General features: G+C 71.4%; 11 protein-coding genes. 3 read left to right on the forward strand and 8 right to left on the reverse strand.

Annotated features, from left to right (window positions below):
• Positions 1–563 precede the first annotated feature (563 nt).
• The 5 genes from AB8O64_RS13240 to AB8O64_RS13260 form a co-directional block, all read right to left on the reverse strand.
• A complete protein-coding gene (locus tag AB8O64_RS13240; RefSeq protein WP_370419361.1) occupies positions 564–1,853 on the reverse strand; it encodes a citrate synthase in 1,290 nt (429 codons plus the stop codon).
• 166 nt (positions 1,854–2,019) lie between these two features.
• On the reverse strand, positions 2,020–4,239 hold the full coding sequence (locus AB8O64_RS13245; protein WP_370419362.1) for an ATP-dependent RecD-like DNA helicase: 2,220 nt from the start codon (positions 4,237–4,239) through the stop codon (positions 2,020–2,022).
• A 298-nt stretch (positions 4,240–4,537) separates the two neighbouring features.
• On the reverse strand, positions 4,538–5,386 hold the full coding sequence (locus tag AB8O64_RS13250) for a sugar phosphate isomerase/epimerase family protein (protein ID WP_370419363.1): 849 nt from the start codon (positions 5,384–5,386) through the stop codon (positions 4,538–4,540).
• Positions 5,383–6,540, reverse strand: coding sequence for a dihydrodipicolinate synthase family protein (locus AB8O64_RS13255; RefSeq protein ID WP_370419364.1), 1,158 nt, complete (start codon positions 6,538–6,540; stop codon positions 5,383–5,385). Before AB8O64_RS13255 ends, AB8O64_RS13250 begins: the two co-directional genes overlap by 4 nt.
• Positions 6,537–7,748, reverse strand: a complete 1,212-nt coding sequence (locus tag AB8O64_RS13260; RefSeq protein ID WP_370419365.1) for a Gfo/Idh/MocA family protein — start codon at positions 7,746–7,748, stop codon at positions 6,537–6,539. Before AB8O64_RS13260 ends, AB8O64_RS13255 begins: the two co-directional genes overlap by 4 nt.
• Positions 7,749–7,951: 203 nt before the next feature.
• Here AB8O64_RS13260 and AB8O64_RS13265 point away from each other — a divergent pair, with 203 nt between their 5' ends.
• The 3 genes from AB8O64_RS13265 to AB8O64_RS13275 all read left to right on the forward strand — a co-directional run bounded on the left by AB8O64_RS13265 (position 7,952) and on the right by AB8O64_RS13275 (position 10,431).
• Positions 7,952–8,755, forward strand: a complete 804-nt coding sequence (locus AB8O64_RS13265) for a sugar phosphate isomerase/epimerase family protein (protein ID WP_370419366.1) — start codon at positions 7,952–7,954, stop codon at positions 8,753–8,755.
• 129 nt (positions 8,756–8,884) lie between these two features.
• Positions 8,885–9,517, forward strand: coding sequence for a TetR/AcrR family transcriptional regulator (locus tag AB8O64_RS13270; RefSeq protein ID WP_370419367.1), 633 nt, complete (start codon positions 8,885–8,887; stop codon positions 9,515–9,517).
• Between the two features lie 50 nt (positions 9,518–9,567).
• The gene (locus tag AB8O64_RS13275) at positions 9,568–10,431 is read left to right on the forward strand and encodes a hypothetical protein (protein ID WP_370419368.1); all 864 of its coding nucleotides are present in this window, start codon (positions 9,568–9,570) and stop codon (positions 10,429–10,431) included.
• Positions 10,432–10,455: 24 nt separating this feature from the next.
• On the opposite strand, the gene AB8O64_RS13280 is transcribed toward AB8O64_RS13275, so the two are convergent.
• The 3 genes from AB8O64_RS13280 to AB8O64_RS13290 form a co-directional block, all read right to left on the reverse strand.
• A complete protein-coding gene (locus AB8O64_RS13280; protein WP_370419369.1) occupies positions 10,456–11,886 on the reverse strand; it encodes a S28 family serine protease in 1,431 nt (476 codons plus the stop codon).
• 146 nt (positions 11,887–12,032) lie between these two features.
• The gene (locus AB8O64_RS13285; protein ID WP_370419370.1) at positions 12,033–12,617 is read right to left on the reverse strand and encodes a dihydrofolate reductase family protein; all 585 of its coding nucleotides are present in this window, start codon (positions 12,615–12,617) and stop codon (positions 12,033–12,035) included.
• 36 nt (positions 12,618–12,653) lie between these two features.
• Entirely contained in the window at positions 12,654–16,430 is a 3,777-nt protein-coding gene (locus AB8O64_RS13290; RefSeq protein ID WP_370419371.1) for an ABC transporter ATP-binding protein, read from the reverse strand.
• Between the last annotated feature and the right edge of the window lie 70 nt (positions 16,431–16,500).

A 16,500-nucleotide genomic window follows, 5' to 3' on the forward strand; every position in this document is an offset into this window, starting at 1 on the left:
CCCCGGGAGGACACAGCGTGGTGACGAACAGCCTGCGGCTGAGGCGCTTCACCTAGGCCGCACCACCGGGGTTCACGAAATCCACATAACCGACACAACACCCGCACCACCCCCGGGGCTATTTGGCGGGCGGGGATCTTGCCCTTTTACGTCCAGTTATGGCAAGAGACCTAGATCACAGCAATATGCAGGTAACCATTCAGGGGGGTGGATGGTCTAACCATGCAGTGCTGGATCGTCTTGGGGGACGAAACCGGCCACGCGTGGCCGGGGCACGTACCTGGGGAGCTTTGAGCGGCCCTCCCGTACGCGTCCCGGCAGATCGCGTCCGCCGGTGCCACGCGCCCGGCACGCCGAGGCGCCCGGCCGGATCCCGTGGGGGGAATCCGAACCGGGGAACGGAAGGCGCCTCGGCTCCGACCCGTGGGGGGATCGGAGCCGAGGCGCCTTCTCGTTGGTACATACATTGGCGAATGAAGCTTCTCTGCGCGTCGCACGACGAAGGCGCCCCCTCCGCGAGAGCGGAGGGGGCGCCTTCCTGTACGACTACGTACGCGTCAGCGTCAGCGCTGCTCGACCGGGATGAAGTCGCGCTCCACGACACCGGTGTAGATCTGGCGCGGGCGGCCGATACGGGAACCCGGCTCCTTGATCATCTCGTGCCACTGGGCGATCCAGCCGGGCAGCCGGCCGAGCGCGAAGAGCACGGTGAACATCTCGGTGGGGAAGCCCATCGCCCGGTAGATCAGACCGGTGTAGAAGTCCACGTTCGGGTAGAGGTTGCGCGAGACGAAGTAGTCGTCGGAGAGCGCGTGCTCCTCCAGCTTGAGCGCGATGTCCAGCAGCTCGTCGGACTTGCCGAGCGCCGAGAGGACGTCGTGCGCGGCAGCCTTGATGATCTTCGCGCGCGGGTCGAAGGACTTGTACACCCGGTGGCCGAAGCCCATCAGGCGGACGCCGTCCTCCTTGTTCTTCACCTTGCGGATGAAGGAGTCGACATCGCCACCGTTGGCCTTGATGCCCTCGAGCATCTCCAGGACCGACTGGTTGGCGCCACCGTGCAGCGGGCCCCACAGGGCGCTGATGCCGGCGGAGATCGAGGCGAACATGTTCGCCTGCGAGGAGCCGACCAGGCGCACGGTCGACGTGGAGCAGTTCTGCTCGTGGTCGGCGTGCAGGATCAGCAGCTTGTCGAGCGCGTTGACGACGACCGGGTCAAGGTCGTACTCGGCGGCGGGCACCGAGAAGGTCATGCGCAGGAAGTTCTCGACGTAACCGAGGTCGTTGCGCGGGTAGACGACCGGGTGGCCGATCGACTTCTTGTACGCGTACGCGGCGATCGTCGGAAGCTTGGCCAGCAGTCGGATCGTCGACAGGTGGCGCTGCTGCTCGTCGAAGGGGTTGTGGCTGTCCTGGTAGAACGTCGACAGCGCGCTGACGACGGACGACAGCATCGCCATCGGGTGGGCGTCGCGCGGGAAGCCGTCGTAGAACCGCTTGACGTCCTCGTGCAGCAGCGTGTGCTGGGTGATCTCACCCTGGAACGCCGCCATCTCGTCGACGGTCGGCAGTTCACCGTTGATCAGCAGGAACGCCGTCTCGAGGAACGAGCTGCGCTCGGCGAGCTGCTCGATCGGGTAACCGCGGTAGCGCAGGATGCCCTGCTCACCGTCGAGGTAGGTGATCGCGGATTTGTAGGCGGCGGTGTTGCCGTAACCGGAGTCCAGGGTCACCAGACCGGACTGGGCGCGGAGCTTGCCGATATCGAAGCCCTTGTCGCCGACAGTGCTGTCGACCACCGGGTAGGTGTATTCGCCGTCCCCGTACCGCACTACTACAGAGTTGTCGCTCACGTCATCCCTCACCGACGTTGTGCCTCTTCTTCGAGGTGCCCTGACTACCCCTACCTTCCCCCATTTGGACGATGTACGTGCACTCGGGGTCGGCCATAGGGCCTAAAGGCGGCACTCAGTGCCGCCCAGCCTGCCCATCCTGCCCCCTTCGCCCTGATTGGTAAACTCAACCGAGACGAACGCCACCTCCGAGCCGATGATCAAGCGCTGTACAGCGCTTTCCGGCCGACATCGTGCGTACCGCCTGCCCGAGCGCCTTCCGTGAGCCCACCAGCACCACCAGCCGCTTTGCCCGGGTCACGGCGGTATAGAGCAGATTGCGCTGGAGCATCATCCACGCTCCGGTGGTGACCGGGATCACCACCGCGGGGTACTCGCTGCCCTGCGAGCGGTGGATGGTCACCGCATAGGCGTGGGCGAGTTCGTCGAGCTCGTCGAAGTCGTAGCCGACCTCCTCGTCCTCGTCGGTGCGCACGGTCAGACGCTGTTCGTCGGCATCGAGCGCGGTGACCACGCCGACCGTGCCGTTGAAGACGCCGTTCTGCCCCTTTTCGTAGTTGTTGCGAATCTGGGTGACCTTGTCGCCGACCCGGAAGACCCGGCCGCCGAAGCGCCGCTCGGGCAGATCGGGGCGGGCGGGGGTAATGGCCTGCTGGAGCAGGCCGTTGAGGGTGCCTGCACCGGCCGGGCCGCGGTGCATCGGGGCCAGCACCTGGATGTCGCGCCGGGGGTCGAGGCCGAACTTCGCGGGGATCCGCCGGGCCGCCACGTCGACGGTGAGCCGGCCGGCCTCCTCGGTGTCCTCCTCGGGGAAGAGGAAGAAGTCCGTCATCCCCTGGGTGATGGGCGGCACCCCGGAGTTGATGCGATGCGCATTGGTCACCACACCGGACTGCTGCGCCTGCCGGAAGATCCGGGTGAGCCGGACGGCGGGGACGGGCCCGCCCGGGGCAAGAAGATCGCGGAGCACCTCGCCCGCGCCGACCGAGGGCAGTTGGTCGACGTCACCGACGAGCAGCAGGTGGGCGCCCGGCGGTACGGCCTTGACCAGCTTGTTGGCGAGGAGGAGATCCAGCATGGACGCCTCGTCGACCACCACCAGATCGGCGTCCAGCGGCCGGTCGCGGTCGTACGCGGCGTCACCGCCGGGCTTGAGCTCCAGCAGCCGGTGCACGGTGGAGGCCTCGGCGCCGGTCAGCTCGGACAGCCGCTTGGCGGCCCGCCCGGTGGGGGCGGCGAGCACCACCTTGGCCTTCTTGGCACGGGCCAGCTCGACCACGGACCGTACGGTGAAGGACTTGCCGCAGCCCGGGCCGCCGGTGAGGACCGCGACCTTCTCCGACAGCGCCAGCCGGACGGCCTGCTGCTGCTCCGGGGCCAGTTCGGCGCCCGTACGGTCGGCGAGCCAGGCCAGGGCCTTGTCCCACTCGACGCCCCGGAAGACGGCGAGCCGGTCCTCCTCGGCCCGCAGCAGCCGGGTCAGCTGCCCGGCCAGCGACAGCTCGGCGCGGTGGAACGGGACGAGATACACGGCGGTGACGGGCGCTCCACCCTCGGGGCCGGGAACCTGCTCGCGGATCACGCCCTCCTCGTCGGCGGCGAGTTCGGCGAGACAGTCGATGACGAGCCCGGTGTCGACCTGGAGCAGCTTCACCGCGTCCGCGATCAGCCGCTCCTCGGGGAGATAGCAGTGGCCCTGGTCCGTGGACTGGGACAGGGCGTACTGCAGACCGGCCTTGACCCGCTCGGGGCTGTCGTGCGGGATGCCGACGGACTGGGCGATGCGGTCGGCGGTCAGGAAGCCGATGCCCCACACGTCGGCGGCCAGGCGGTAGGGCTGGTTGCGGACGACGGAGATCGAGGCGTCGCCGTATTTCTTGTAGATGCGCACGGCGATGGACGTGGAGACGCCGACGCCCTGGAGGAAGACCATGACCTCCTTGATGGCCTTCTGCTCCTCCCATGCCGCACCGATCGACTTGGTGCGCTTGGGCCCGAGCCCGGGGACCTCGATGAGGCGCTTCGGGTCCTCCTCGATGATCTCCAGGGTGTCGGTGCCGAAGTGACTGACGATGCGGTCGGCGATCCTGGGGCCGATGCCCTTGATGAGGCCGGAGCCCAGATAGCGGCGGATGCCTTGGATCGTGGCGGGCAGCACCGTCGTGTAGTTCTCCACGGTGAACTGCCGTCCGTACTGCGGGTGGGAGCCCCAACGGCCCTCCAGGCGCAGCGACTCCCCCGGCTGGGCGCCGAGCAGGGAGCCCACGACGGTGAGGAGATCACCACTGCCCCGGCCGGTGTCGACCCGGGCGACCGTGTAACCGCTCTCCTCATTGGCGTAGGTGATCCGCTCGAGGACCCCTTCGACCACTGCCAGTTGCACCATGTGCCGACGGTACCGCCCGGGTCCGACAGGCGTTCGGGCCTGTGGATAACTCCGGTACGACAACGGGGGCAGTTCTTTCCCACCACCGCTACGGAAAAATTCGAGGGGCCCGGTCCGACGACCGGGCCCCTCGCGTTCCCCCCAGAATCGGCTTCCCCGAATCCCCCCGGATCCCTCCCCGGGAAGCCCGATGCCATGTACGACTCACTTGGCCGTCGTAGGGTTGCAGCGATTTCGAGGAGTTATCGATCCGTTACCGATCGCGACGGTCCGTGACCGGAATGACGCGCCTGATCACTCAGAGCACATGCCGTCGGTACCGGTCCAGCACTTCCGCGAGGACCTCGGCCCCATCGCGCGCCCAGAGGGCGGGGTTGAAGATCTCCACCTCGGTGGCCCCGGTGTACCCGGCGGCGGCCACCCGTTCGCGGAACCAGCGCAGATCCACGCACCCGTCGCCCAGTTGCCCCCGCCCCAGCAGGGCTCCTTCGGGCAGCGGGGTGATCCAGTCGGCGAGCTGGAACGCGGCGATCCGGCCGCTCTGCCCCGCCCGTACGAGCTGTGCGGCCACCGTGTCGTCCCACCACAGGTGGTAGGTGTCCACCACGACGCCGACCTGTCGGGCGGGGAACCGCTCGGCGAGGTCGAGAGCCTGACCCAGGGTCGAGACCACACAGCGGTCGGCGGCGTACATGGGGTGCAGCGGTTCGATCGCGAGCCGCACCCCGTGCCCGGCCGCGAACGGGCCCAGTTCCGCCAACGCGTCGGCGATCCGCTCACGGGCCCCGGCCAGGTCCCGGCTGCCCGGGGGCAGACCGCCCGCGACCAGCACGAGGGTGTCGGTGCCGAGCACGGCGGCCTCCTCCACCGCCGCCCGGTTGTCGGCGAGGGCCGCGGCCCGCGCGGCGGGGTCGGCGGCGGTCAGGAAGCCGCCCCGGCAGAGGCTGGTGACGGTCAGTCCGGCGTCCCGCACGAGGCGGGCGGCGGCCGGGGCGCCGTACTCCCGGACCGGTTCGCGCCACAGCCCCACGTGCCGCACTCCGGCGGCCGCGCAGCACGCCGCGAGCTCGGGCAGCGACCACTGCCGGACGGTCTGCTGGTTGAGGCTGAAGCCCGCCGGAGCCGCGGCCGGAACGGGGCCGCTCACCGCTCCACCCCGTGCACCGCCAGCAGCCGCGCCATCCGCTCCTCGGCGCGCCCCGGGTCGGGGAACAGCCCGAGACCGTCGGCCAGTTCGTAGGCGCGCGCGAGGTGCGGCAGGGAGCGCGCGGAGTGCAGCCCGCCCGCCATCGCGAAGGCGTCCTGGTGGCCGGCCAGCCAGGCCAGCAGAACGACGCCCGTCTTGTAGTACCGGGTGGGTGGCTCGAAGAGGTGCCGGGCGAGCGTGACGGTGGGGTCCAGGACGGCGCGGAAGCCCTGCCGGTCCCCGGAGTCCAGCAGTCGCGTCGCGTGGGCCGCGAGGGCCGCCAGCGGGTCGAAGACGCCGAGGAGGGCGTCGCTGTGGCCGTGGGCGTCGCCCTCGATGAGCTCGGGGTAATGGAAGTCGTCGCCCGTGTAGCAGCGCACCCCCGCGGGGAGACGGCGGCGCAGCGCGCGTTCCCGGTCGGCGTCGAGCAGGGACACCTTGACGCCGTCGACCTTGTCCGGCCGGTCGGCGACGATGTCGAGGAACGTGTCGGTCGCGGTGTCCAGGTCGGTGCTGCCCCAGTAGCCCTCCAAGGCGGGGTCGAACATGGGGCCGAGCCAGTGGAGGATGACGGGTCCGGCCGTTTGGCGCAGCAGCCGCCCGTAAACCTCCCGGTAGTGGTCGGCTTCGGTGGCGACGGCCGCGAGGGCCCGGGAGGCCATCACCACGGCCGTGGCGCCGTGCCCCTCGATGTGGGCGAGCTGCTGCTCGTAGGCGGCGGTGACGTCGGCCAGGGTGCCGTACGGGGGCGTGAGCTGATCCGTGCCCGCCCCGCAGACGAGATGGCCGCCGACGGCCTTCGCCTCGGCGGCCGAGCGCCGGACGAGTTCGGCCGCCAGCGGGGCGCCGAGGCCCATGCCCCGCTGGGCGGTGTCCATCGCCTCGGCGACCCCGAGGCCGTGCGCCCACAGGTGGCGGCGGAAGGCGAGGGTGGCCTCCCAGTCGAGGTCGGCGGGGCCGTGACCGGTGGTGTTGCCGAAGGGGTCGGCGACGACGTGCGCGGCGGCCAGGACGGCACGGGACGCCGGGGGTGGGCCCCCGAAAGGCATGAGCGGGGGCGCTTCCCTGGGTGTGTGGGCACGCAGGGCTCCGGAGGCGTCCGGCAGCCGGATCACCGCCCCGGCTCCCCTACGTCCATCCGGCGGCCTTCCGCGGCGGACATCCGGGCCAGCAGGCCCAGTTCGACGCCCCGGGCCCCCGCGAGGAGGTCGAAGCGCCAGGGCTCGTCGAGGACCACATGGCGCAGGAACAGCTCCCACTGCGTCTTGAAGGCATTGCCGTCGCCCCCGTCGTCGCCGTTGTCCGGGACCTCCTGCCACTGCGCCCGGAAGTCCGCCGTGACCGGCTGGTCGGGGTTCCAGACGGGCCTCGGGGTGACCGAGCGGTGCTGGACCCGGCAGGACCGCAGCCCGGCGACGGCCGAGCCCTCGGTGCCGTCGACCTGGAACTCCAGCAGCTCGTCGCGGTGCACCCGCACCGCCCAGGAGGAGTTGAGCTGGGCGACCACGCCGCCGTCCAGTTCGAGGATCGCGTAGACCGCGTCGTCGGCCGTCGCCTCGTAGGGCCGGCCGTGCTCGTCCCAGCGGCGGGGGATGTGGGTGGCCAGGTGCGCCTGCACGGACCGGACGGGCCCGAAGAGTTCCCGCAGGACGTACTCCCAGTGCGGGAACATGTCGGCGGTGATGCCGCCGTCGTCCGCCTCGCGGTAGTTCCACGAGGGCCGCTGGGCGGGCTGCCAGTCGCCTTCGAAGACCCAGTAGCCGAACTCGCCGCGCACGGACAGCACCCGGCCGAAGAACCCGCCGTCGACGAGCCGTTTGAGCTTGCGCAGCCCCGGCAGGAACAGCTTGTCCTGGACGACGCCGTGCTTGACGCCCGCCCGCCGGGCGCGCTGGTAGAGATCGAGGGCACCGCCGACGTCGAGGGAGGTCGGCTTCTCGCAGTACACGTGCTTGCCCGCGGCGATGGCCTTGCGCAGCGCGGCCTCGCGGGCGGCGGTGATCTGGGCGTCGAAATAGACGTCGACGGTGGGGTCGGCGAGGACGGCGTCGAGGTCGGTGGACCACTCCGGGACGCCGTACCGCTCGGCGAGCGCCCGGAGCCTGCCCTCGCTCCGCCCGACGAGGACGGGCTCGGGCCACAGCGCGGTGCCGTCCCCGAGGTCGATGCCGCCCTGCTCGCGCAGGGCCAGCACGGAGCGCACGAGGTGCTGGTGGTGGCCCATGCGGCCGGTCACGCCGTTCATCGCGATGCGTATCGTCCTGGCGGTCCCGGCGGCACCGCCGGCCCTGCCCCCTGCTGCTCCGGCCGTTCTGTGCGTCATCGGAGCGGGTCCTCTCCTCGCCGGCCACGACCTGTCACGAGCGCCTGCGAAGCTAGCACCTCGACCGGTGCCAAGGCGGTGATTCGCACCGTTTGCCGCCCCGGGGGCATTTTCGTCGGCCCAGCGGGAAACGGATCACGAAGGACACGCGCGGCTGGCCGCCACCGCCCGCCCGCGCCACGCCGACGACCTACGGAGCCCGTATGAAGCTGGCCTTCTCCACCCTCGCCGTGCCCGGTCTGCCCGCCGAGGAGGTGGTGCGGCTCGCGGGCGCGCACGGCTACGACGGCGTGGAGCTGCGGGCCCACCCGGAGGAACCCGTGCACCCCGGCATCGGGGCGGCGGAGCGGGCCCGGGTGGCCGGGGAGTTCGCGGAGGCCGGGGTGCGGATCCTGGCCGTGGCCGGGTACGCGCGGGTGGCCGCGGAGGCGGCCGACGAGGCCGTGCTCGGCGAGCTGGCGGAGCTGATCGGGCTCGCCGGGGACCTCGGGGCGGCGTACGTGCGGGTCTTCCCCGGGGGTGGTGACCTGCCGGCGGCCGAGGCCGACGCGCTCGCGGCCCGCCGGCTCGGGGCCGTCGCGCCGCTCGCCGCCGACAGGGACGTCCGGGTGCTGCTGGAGACGCACGACTCGCACCCCCGGGCCGCCGACACCGCCCGGGTCCTCGGTCCCGTCGGGCACCCCAGCGTCGGCGCGGTGTGGGACGTGCTGCACACCTGGCTCGGCGGCGAGGAACCGGCCGTCAGCTTCCCGGCGATCGCCCCGCACCTGGGCTATGTACAGGTCAAGGACGTCGCCTCAGCCCAGGATCCGGCACCGCTCGCCCTCGGCTCGGGGGTGCTGCCGCTGGGTGCCTGCGTGGGCGAGCTCAGCCGGGCGGGCTGGGACGGCTGGCTCAGCTGGGAGTACGAGAAGCGCTGGCATCCGCACACGGCCGACTTCGCCCAGCTGGCCGGGCCGGGACGGCAGTATCTGCTGGGCCTGCTCGCCGGCGCCGGGGCGGGCTGAGGGCGCGCCCCGAAGACAACGCGGACCCGACCTCGCACACGGCCTCTGACCACGGCGTCGACCCGGCTCCGGCCCCCTCCCGGGCCCCCGACCCGACCGTATGATGAGCCCTCTGCGAGAGGGCGGCACATGACGGTGGAGACCAAGGAACGACTGATCGCCGCTGCGGGGACGGTGCTCCGGACGCAGGGGTACGGCAAGGCCAGTGCCCGGACGATCGCCAAGGAGGCCGGGGTCAATTCGGCCTTGGTCTTCTATCACTTCGGCGGCGTCGACCCGCTGCTGTTCGCGGCCCTCGACCGCTCCTCCGCCGAGCGGATGGCCCTGCACAGCGCCACCGTCGCGGACGCCGCCACCCTGGAGGAGCTCGCCGAGGCCGCCACCCGTATCTACCGCGACGACCTGGCGGGCGGCCACCTCACGCTCTTCAGCGAACTGGTCGCCGCCGCCGTCGCCAAGCCGGAGCTGCGCGAGGGCATCAGGGCGCGGGCCCAGCCGTGGCAGGACTTCATCGAGGAGACCCTGGAGCGGGTCATCGGCGGTACCCCGCTGGCCCGGCTCACCCCGCCGCGCGACCTCGCGAACGCCGCGATCGCCTTCTACCTCGGGGCCAATCTCTTCAGCGTGCTGGACACCGACCATTCCCGTACGGAGTCGGTCTTCGCGATGGTCCGCCGGCTGGCGCCGCGCGCCAAGCTGCTCACGCTGCGGCTGCCCGGCCGGGGCCGCGCGGTGCGGCCCGCCCCCGAGGGCAGGGCGTAAGGGGCCCAACCGGGACGGAACCGCCCGGCGGCGCCGCCCGTCCAAGGCGCGTGCTGTCGCTGATTCCTCGCAGAGCGGTGTCGGCGTCGCTGCTGGCCGCGCCGCCGGCCACCCTCTCCGCCGCCTGCGACCGGCAGCACGCCGCCGTCGGCGCACCCCCCTTCGAGAGCGTCGGCGGCGGCTCACCGGACACCCGGTCACGCTCCGCGAAGCCCGGCCCACGCCTGGCGGGTACGGGGCCGGGCGGGCCACTCTGTACGCGCATCACGGGGACGGGGGAGTTCATGCGCCGAGGCGCGCTGCCGAAGGCGCTGCTGGTGTGCGCGGTGCTGGTGGGGATGTACACGCTGACCGCGTGTCAGGGGGCCGGCCGCGGTACGGCGGAGGCGGCCGCCGCCCCGGCCGGCACCGGACCCACCCGGTCCGGGCAGGGGCCGGTGTTCCTGGAGGCGGAGGAGTGCGCGAGCCGGGGCCGGGCGGCCGCCGCCATCGAAGAGGTGCCCTGCGCGGGCCCGGCGGCCGCGGCAAGGGTTCTCGCCCGCTTCAACGGCCCGCTGGCGAAAGGCCCGCGCTGCCCGTCCGCCACCGACTACGTCCTGCACATCACCGCCGTCGACGGCGTCTCCGAGGAGGACAGCGCCCCCGAGGGCTACGCCTGTATGCGCAATCTGCGGCCGCCTCACCCGGGCGACCCCGGCATGGGCGGCGGTCCGCTCACGGTCGTCGGCGACTGCGTGTACACCGAGCGGCGCGGCGTGGTGAAGGAGACCGCCTGTGACGGCTCCCCCGCCCGTCCCCCGGAGTATCTGGTGACGCGCACGGTCCGCACCCGCGCCGACTGCCCGCCGTCGACGGCCCTGTACGTACAGGTCGGCGGCGGGACACCCGTCGGGTGTGCCCGCCGCCTGGCCTAGCTCAGCCGTGTCCCGGCAAGGACGTCACGGCCGCAGGGTCTGCTCCCGCTCGACGTTCTGGCGGTCGAGTTTCGCGTCGTAGGGGGCGAGCGGCTTGGCGCGCGACTCGTCCTTCTTCACGGCCGCGGGCGCGACACCGGCCCATTCGAGGACCTCGGCCGTGGCCTTGATCCGCTCGTCGGCGACGAGCTGGGAGATGTTCGCGCCGTGGTTGCCGCCCGGTGCGTAGAAGCGGTAGTCGTCACGGGCCGCGGCGCGCTTGCCGAGGCGGAACGGCTCGCCGCTCCACGGGTCGTTCTGGCCGTAGACGAAGAGCATCCGGGTGCTGTCCTCACGCACCCAGCGGTCCACGTCGGCCATCGCGCCGCGCTGGAAGCGCATCGGGATGTCACGCGGCACATAGCTGCGCGGCTGGTAGATCCCCGGGTAGCGGAGCAGTCCCTTCAGGTGCGGGGAGTCGAAGGTGGGCGCGCCGAGCTGGGTGCCCGCCTGGTAGTAGTACGGGGTGAAGCGCTCCAGGCCCTGGTCGGTGTAGGCCGAGAAGCCGGAGATGTCGTCGAGGAACTTGTAGAGGTCGTCCGTCGAGGCGTTGGTCGCGGGGACGGTCTTGCAGTCGCTCTGCAGGTGGTACTGCCAGAAGGCCCACACCAGGTCGAGGACCACGTTCTCGTAGGCCTTGTCGGCGCTGCCGACGACCTTGAAGGTCTGGCCGTTGTCGTCGGCCCACTTCTGGTAGCGGGCCACGATCTCGGTGCGGCGGACGAGCGCCTCGCGCTGGACCGAGTTGAGCTGGGTGCGGCAGGCCTTGTCGCCGACGTTCGCGAAGAAGCGGTCGTAGGCCGAGTCCTCCTTGTCGGCCACGTCGTTGGGCGCGACGTAGGCGACGGTGCCGTTCATGTCGTTCGGGTAGAAGCGGCGGAAGTACGTCGCCGTCATGCCGCCCTTGCTGCCGCCGGTGGCCAGCCAGTTCTTGCCGTAGACCGGCTTGAGTGCCTGGTAGAGGCGGTGCTGGTCGGTGGCCGCCTGCCAGATGTCGAGCTTGCTCCAGTCCGCCGGCTGGGGCCGGGAGGGGGTGAAGAAGCGGTACTCCATCGAGACCTGGTTACCGTCGACGATGCGCGTGGGCTCGCTGCGGCTGGGCGTCGTGGAGACGTTGTACCCGGACGTGTAGAAGACGGTCGGCCGGTCGGTGGCCTTGTGCAGCAGCGTGAAGCGCTGCTGGAAGGTGCCCTTGGCCTTGTTCCGGTGGTCGACCGGCTGGGTGTAGTTGAGCACGAGGTAGCGGTAGCCCTCGTAGGGCTTCTCCTCGACGAAACTCATCCCGGGCATCTTCAGGATGCGTTCCTTGATGTCCGGCTCGGCGGCGGCCGTGGCCGTCCCCGCCGTCGCACCGCCGACACCGATGGCGCCTATGAGCACCACCAGCGCCAGCAGCCATCTGAGCGCCTTGCGCATTCGCCCTCCCCTGGGTTCGCAAAAGTCGCCGCGAACCTACCGGGGGCGTCATCCGCCACGCCAGACTTTTCCCTCGACTGATCATTGAGCGGTCGTCGGCTGATCACTGTTCGACCGCCGACTGACCGACGACAAGCGGAAGATGATCAACCGCTGGGCTTGACGTACCTGACCACGACCGTGCCGTTCCTGAACGTGCGCGACTCCGCCAGCTCGTAACGCTCGGGGGAGAACTCGCCCGTGAACAGCCGGATGCCGTCGCCCGCGACGAACGGATAGATCTTCACCACCAGCTCGTCGATCTCCGGGCGGAGCTGTCCGGCGAGGTTGCCGCCACCACAGAGGTAGATCCCCTTGCCCTCCTGACCCTTGAGCTCGCGGACCAGCTCCACCGGGTCACCGGAGAAGACGGTGACGTCCGGGTGCGGGGAGGCGGTGAGGGACTTCGACACGACGTACTGCTTCAGGTGGGGGTACGGGCTGGGGGTGCCGGCCCGCACCCCCACGCCGTAGGTGCCGGCTCCCATGACCAGCGTGTCGAAGTCCCGGTTGCCGTCGTCGAGCCCGACCAGGGGGCGGCTCTGGCCGGGCATCATGTCGGGGTAGCCACCGACCAGGAAGGAGTCGAGGTAGTCCTGGTCGATGACGGCGTTCATGAAATCGAACTCGTCGGCCGGGCCGGCGATACAGCCGTCGATGGTCATGGCGATGAAGTAGGTGAGCTTGCGCAAGGGTCCCCCACGGCCGAGAGCCTGATCATTCGTCGCTCAACCTACGACTCCCGCCCGGTACGCCGGAACCGCCTCTCCGGTGAAGGTCCGCCACAGTTCGGCGTACCGCCCGTCCAGGGCGAGCAGTTCGCCGTGCGTACCGTCCTCCACGACCCGGCCGTGGTCGAGCACCACCACTCGGTCCGCGCGGGCGGCCGTCGTCAGCCGGTGGGCGACGACGAGGGTCGTGCGCTTGCCCGCCAGCCGGTCCGTGGCCTGGTTGACCAGGGACTCGGTGGCCAGGTCCAGGGCGGCGGTGGCCTCGTCCAGCAGCAGGATGTCCGGGTCGACCAGCTCGGCGCGGGCCAGGGCGATCAACTGCCGCTGGCCGGCCGAGAGATTACGGCCGCGCTCGGTGACCTCGTGCACATAGCCGCCCTCCAGGGTGGCGATCATCTCGTGCGCCCCGACCGCCCGCGCCGCCGCCTCGACCTCGGCGTCGGAGGCGTCGAAGCGGCCGTAGGCGATGGCGTCGCGCACGGTCCCGGGGAAGAGGTACGGCTCCTGCGGGACGACGCCGAGGCGGTGCCGGTAGCCCGTCGGGTCCAGCTCCCGCAGATCGTGGCCGTCGACGAGGACGGCTCCCGAGGACGGGTCGTAGAAGCGGGCGACCATCTTCACCAGCGTGGACTTGCCCGCGCCCGTCTCGCCGACGAACGCGACCGTCTGCCCGGCCGGGATCGTCAGCCCGATGCCGGCGAGCGCCTCCTCGCCGTCGCCGTAGTGGAAGTGGACGTCGTCGAAGACGATCTCGCCGCTCAGCTCCCGCACCTCGCGCGGCCGCTCCGGCACGGGCGTCGTCGTCGGCTCGCGCAGCAGCTCCTGCACCCGGCCGAGGGAGACGGTCGCCTGCTGGTAACCGTCGAAGACCTGCGAGAGCTGCTGCACGGGGGCGAAGAAGAGGTCGATGTAGAGCAGGTACGCCACCAGGGCGCCCGCCGTCAGCGTGCCCTCGCTCACCCGGCCCGCGCCCACGATCAGGACCGCGGCGGCCGCGACGGACGACAGCAGCTGGACGAAGGGGAAGTAGACGGAGATCAGCCACTGACCGCGGATGCGCGCCTGCCGGTAGCCGTCGCTGCGCTCGGCGAACCGCCGGGCGCCGGTGGCCTCGCGGCGGAACGCCTGGACGATGCGCAGCCCCGCGACGCTCTCCTGGAGGTCGGCGTTGACGCCGCCCACCCGCTCGCGCGCCAGCTCGTACGCCTTGACGCTCTTGCGCCGGAAGACGACGGTGCCGATGACGAGCAGGGGCAGGGTCGCGAAGACGACGAGGGCCAGCTGCACGTCGATGACCACGAGCGCGACGAGGATGCCGAAGAAGGTGAGGACGGAGACGACGGCGGTGATCAGACCGGTCTGGAGGAACGAGCTCAGCGCGTCGACGTCGGTCGTCATCCGCGTCATGATCTTGCCGGTCAGCTCGCGCTCGTAGTAGTCGAGCCCGAGCCGCTGGAGCTGGGCGAAGATCTTCACGCGCAGCGCGTACAGCACGCGTTCGCCGGTGCGTCCCGTCATCCGCATCTCGCCGACCTGTGCCGCCCACTGCCCGACCACGACGGCGAGCGCGAGCCCGGACGCGACCCAGACCGCGCCGAGCGCCATGCGCTGGACGCCCTGGTCGATGCCGTGCCGGATCAGTACGGGCAGCAGCAGACCGGCGACGGCGTCGACGGTCACCAGCAGCAGGCTCACCAGCAGGGGCGCCCGGAAGCCGCGCAGCAGCTGCCGCAGGCCGTAGTCCTTCTCGGGCCGCGCCGCCTGCTCCTCGTCGATGTCGGGGGTGTCCGACGCCGGGGGCAGCGCGGCCACCTTGGCCAGCAGCTCGGGCGTGGCGGGCATCCCGGCCAGGGACCCGTCCATGCCGTCGGCCGCCGACGCGCCGGCTTTCTCCTTGCGCACCCACAGGGCGGGGGTGACGCCGTCCACGCGCGCGTGCCCGACGGGCGCGGCCTCGGTGGCCTCGGTGACGCCCGGTGCGGCCGTGAGGCCCGCCGGGTCCATCTGGACGCCGCCGAGGGTGTCCGGGTCGGTCAGCAGCCGTCGGTACGGCTCGCAGCGGTCCTCGAGCTCCCGCGCCGTGCCGACGTCGACGAGCCGGCCGCCGTCGAGGACGGCGATGCGGTCGGCGAGCGCCAGCGTCGACGCCCGGTGGGCGATGAGCAGCGTCGTCCGGCCGGCCATGACGCCGCGCAGCGCCTCGTGGATCTCGTGCTCCACGCGCGCGTCGACGGCCGATGTCGCGTCGTCGAGGAGCAGCAGGCGCGGGTCGGTGAGGATGGCGCGGGCGAGCGCGATGCGCTGGCGCTGGCCGCCGGAGAGGGTGAGGCCCTGCTCGCCGACCTTGGTGTCGTACCCGTCGGGCAGGTCCGAGATGAAGCCGTCCGCCTGTGCGGCGCGGGCGGCGGCGCGGACCTGCTCGTCGGTGGCGTCCGGCAGCCCGTAGGCGATGTTGTCGCGGACGCTGTAGGAGAACAGGAAACTGTCCTCGGGGACCAGCCCGATCGCGGCGCGCAGCGAGGACAGGGTCAGCTCGCGCACATCGTGGCCGCCGACGCGTACCGCGCCGCCCGTCACGTCGTAGAAGCGCGGGAGCAGCAGCGAGACGGTCGACTTGCCGCTGCCGGAGGCGCCGACGACCGCGACGGTCTCGCCGGGCTCCAGCCGCAGGGAGAAGCCGTCGAGGACGGGCCGGTCGGGGTCGTAGCCGAAGGTGACGTCCTCGAACTCGACGGTGGCGGGGGCGTCCTCGGGCAGGGCGCGGGCGTCCGGGCGCTCCTGGACGGCCGGTTCGGTGTCGATGAGTTCGAAGACGCGCTCGACGCCGGCGCGGGCCTGCTGACCGACGGTCAGGATCATGGTCAGCATCCGTACCGGCCCGATGAGCTGGGAGAGGTACGTGGAGAAGGCGACGAACGTGCCGAGGGTGACCTGGCCGCGGGTGGCCATCCAGCCGCCCAGGGCGAGCATGGCGACCTGGCCGAGCGCGGGCACGGCCTGCAGGGCGGGGGTGTAGCGGGAGTTGAGCCGCACGGTCCGCAGCCGCCCGGCGAAGAGCCTGCGGCTGACCTCGCGGAGCTTCCCGGCCTCCTGCGCCTCCTGGCCGAAGCCCTTGACGACCCGCACGCCCGTGACGGCGCCGTCCACGACGCCCGCGACGGCGGCGGCCTGGCCCTGGGCGTACCAGGTGGCGGGGAAGAGCTTGGTGCGGCTGCGCTGGGCGAGGAACCACAGCGCGGGGGCGACGGCGAGGGCGACGACGGTGAGCAGCGGGGAGAGGATCGCCATCACGACGAGGGAGATGACGAAGAGCAGGATGTTGCCGATCATCATCGGCAGCATGAACAGCAGGCCCTGGATCAGCTGGAGGTCGCTGGTGGCCCGGCCGACGACCTGGCCGGTGGAGAGTTCGTCCTGCCGCTTGCCGTCGAGCCGGGAGATCGAGGCGAACATCTCGGTCCGCAGGTCGTGCTGCACGTCGAGCGCGAGCCGGCCGCCGTAGTAACGGCGGATGTAGGTCAGGCCGTACACGACGACCGCGGCCACGATCAGGAGTGTGGCCCAGGGGGCGAGGGGGCGCTCCTGGGAGCCGATGACGTCATCGATGATGAGCTTGGGTATCAGCGGGACGAGCGCCATGACGGCCATGCCCGCGAGCGACGAGCCCAGGGCGAGCCATACCGTGCGGCGGTATCGCCAACAGTAGTGAGCGAGCCGTTTCGCCCAGCCCTGACCGGCGTCTTCCGCCGCACCGGTCGTATCCGTCGCCGCCACCCGAGACCTCCCGCTGTTCTCCACTGACGGAAGGCCCCAACGCTGTGGGCTGCGATTTTCATCCCATCGC

It is taken from the genome of Streptomyces sp. QH1-20 (assembly GCF_041283565.1).
GTDB classification, from domain to species: Bacteria; Actinomycetota; Actinomycetes; order Streptomycetales; family Streptomycetaceae; genus Streptomyces; species Streptomyces syringius.

Coding starts and splice junctions, on each gene's coding strand:
- AB8O64_RS13245 (WP_370419362.1), bottom strand. CDS start 4,239: ATGGTGCAACTGGCAGTGGTCGAAGGGGTCCTCGAGCGGATCACCTAC.
- AB8O64_RS13260 (WP_370419365.1), bottom strand. CDS start 7,748: ATGACGCACAGAACGGCCGGAGCAGCAGGGGGCAGGGCCGGCGGTGCC.
- AB8O64_RS13265 (WP_370419366.1), top strand. CDS start 7,952: ATGAAGCTGGCCTTCTCCACCCTCGCCGTGCCCGGTCTGCCCGCCGAG.
- AB8O64_RS13270 (WP_370419367.1), top strand. CDS start 8,885: ATGACGGTGGAGACCAAGGAACGACTGATCGCCGCTGCGGGGACGGTG.
- AB8O64_RS13280 (WP_370419369.1), bottom strand. CDS start 11,886: ATGCGCAAGGCGCTCAGATGGCTGCTGGCGCTGGTGGTGCTCATAGGC.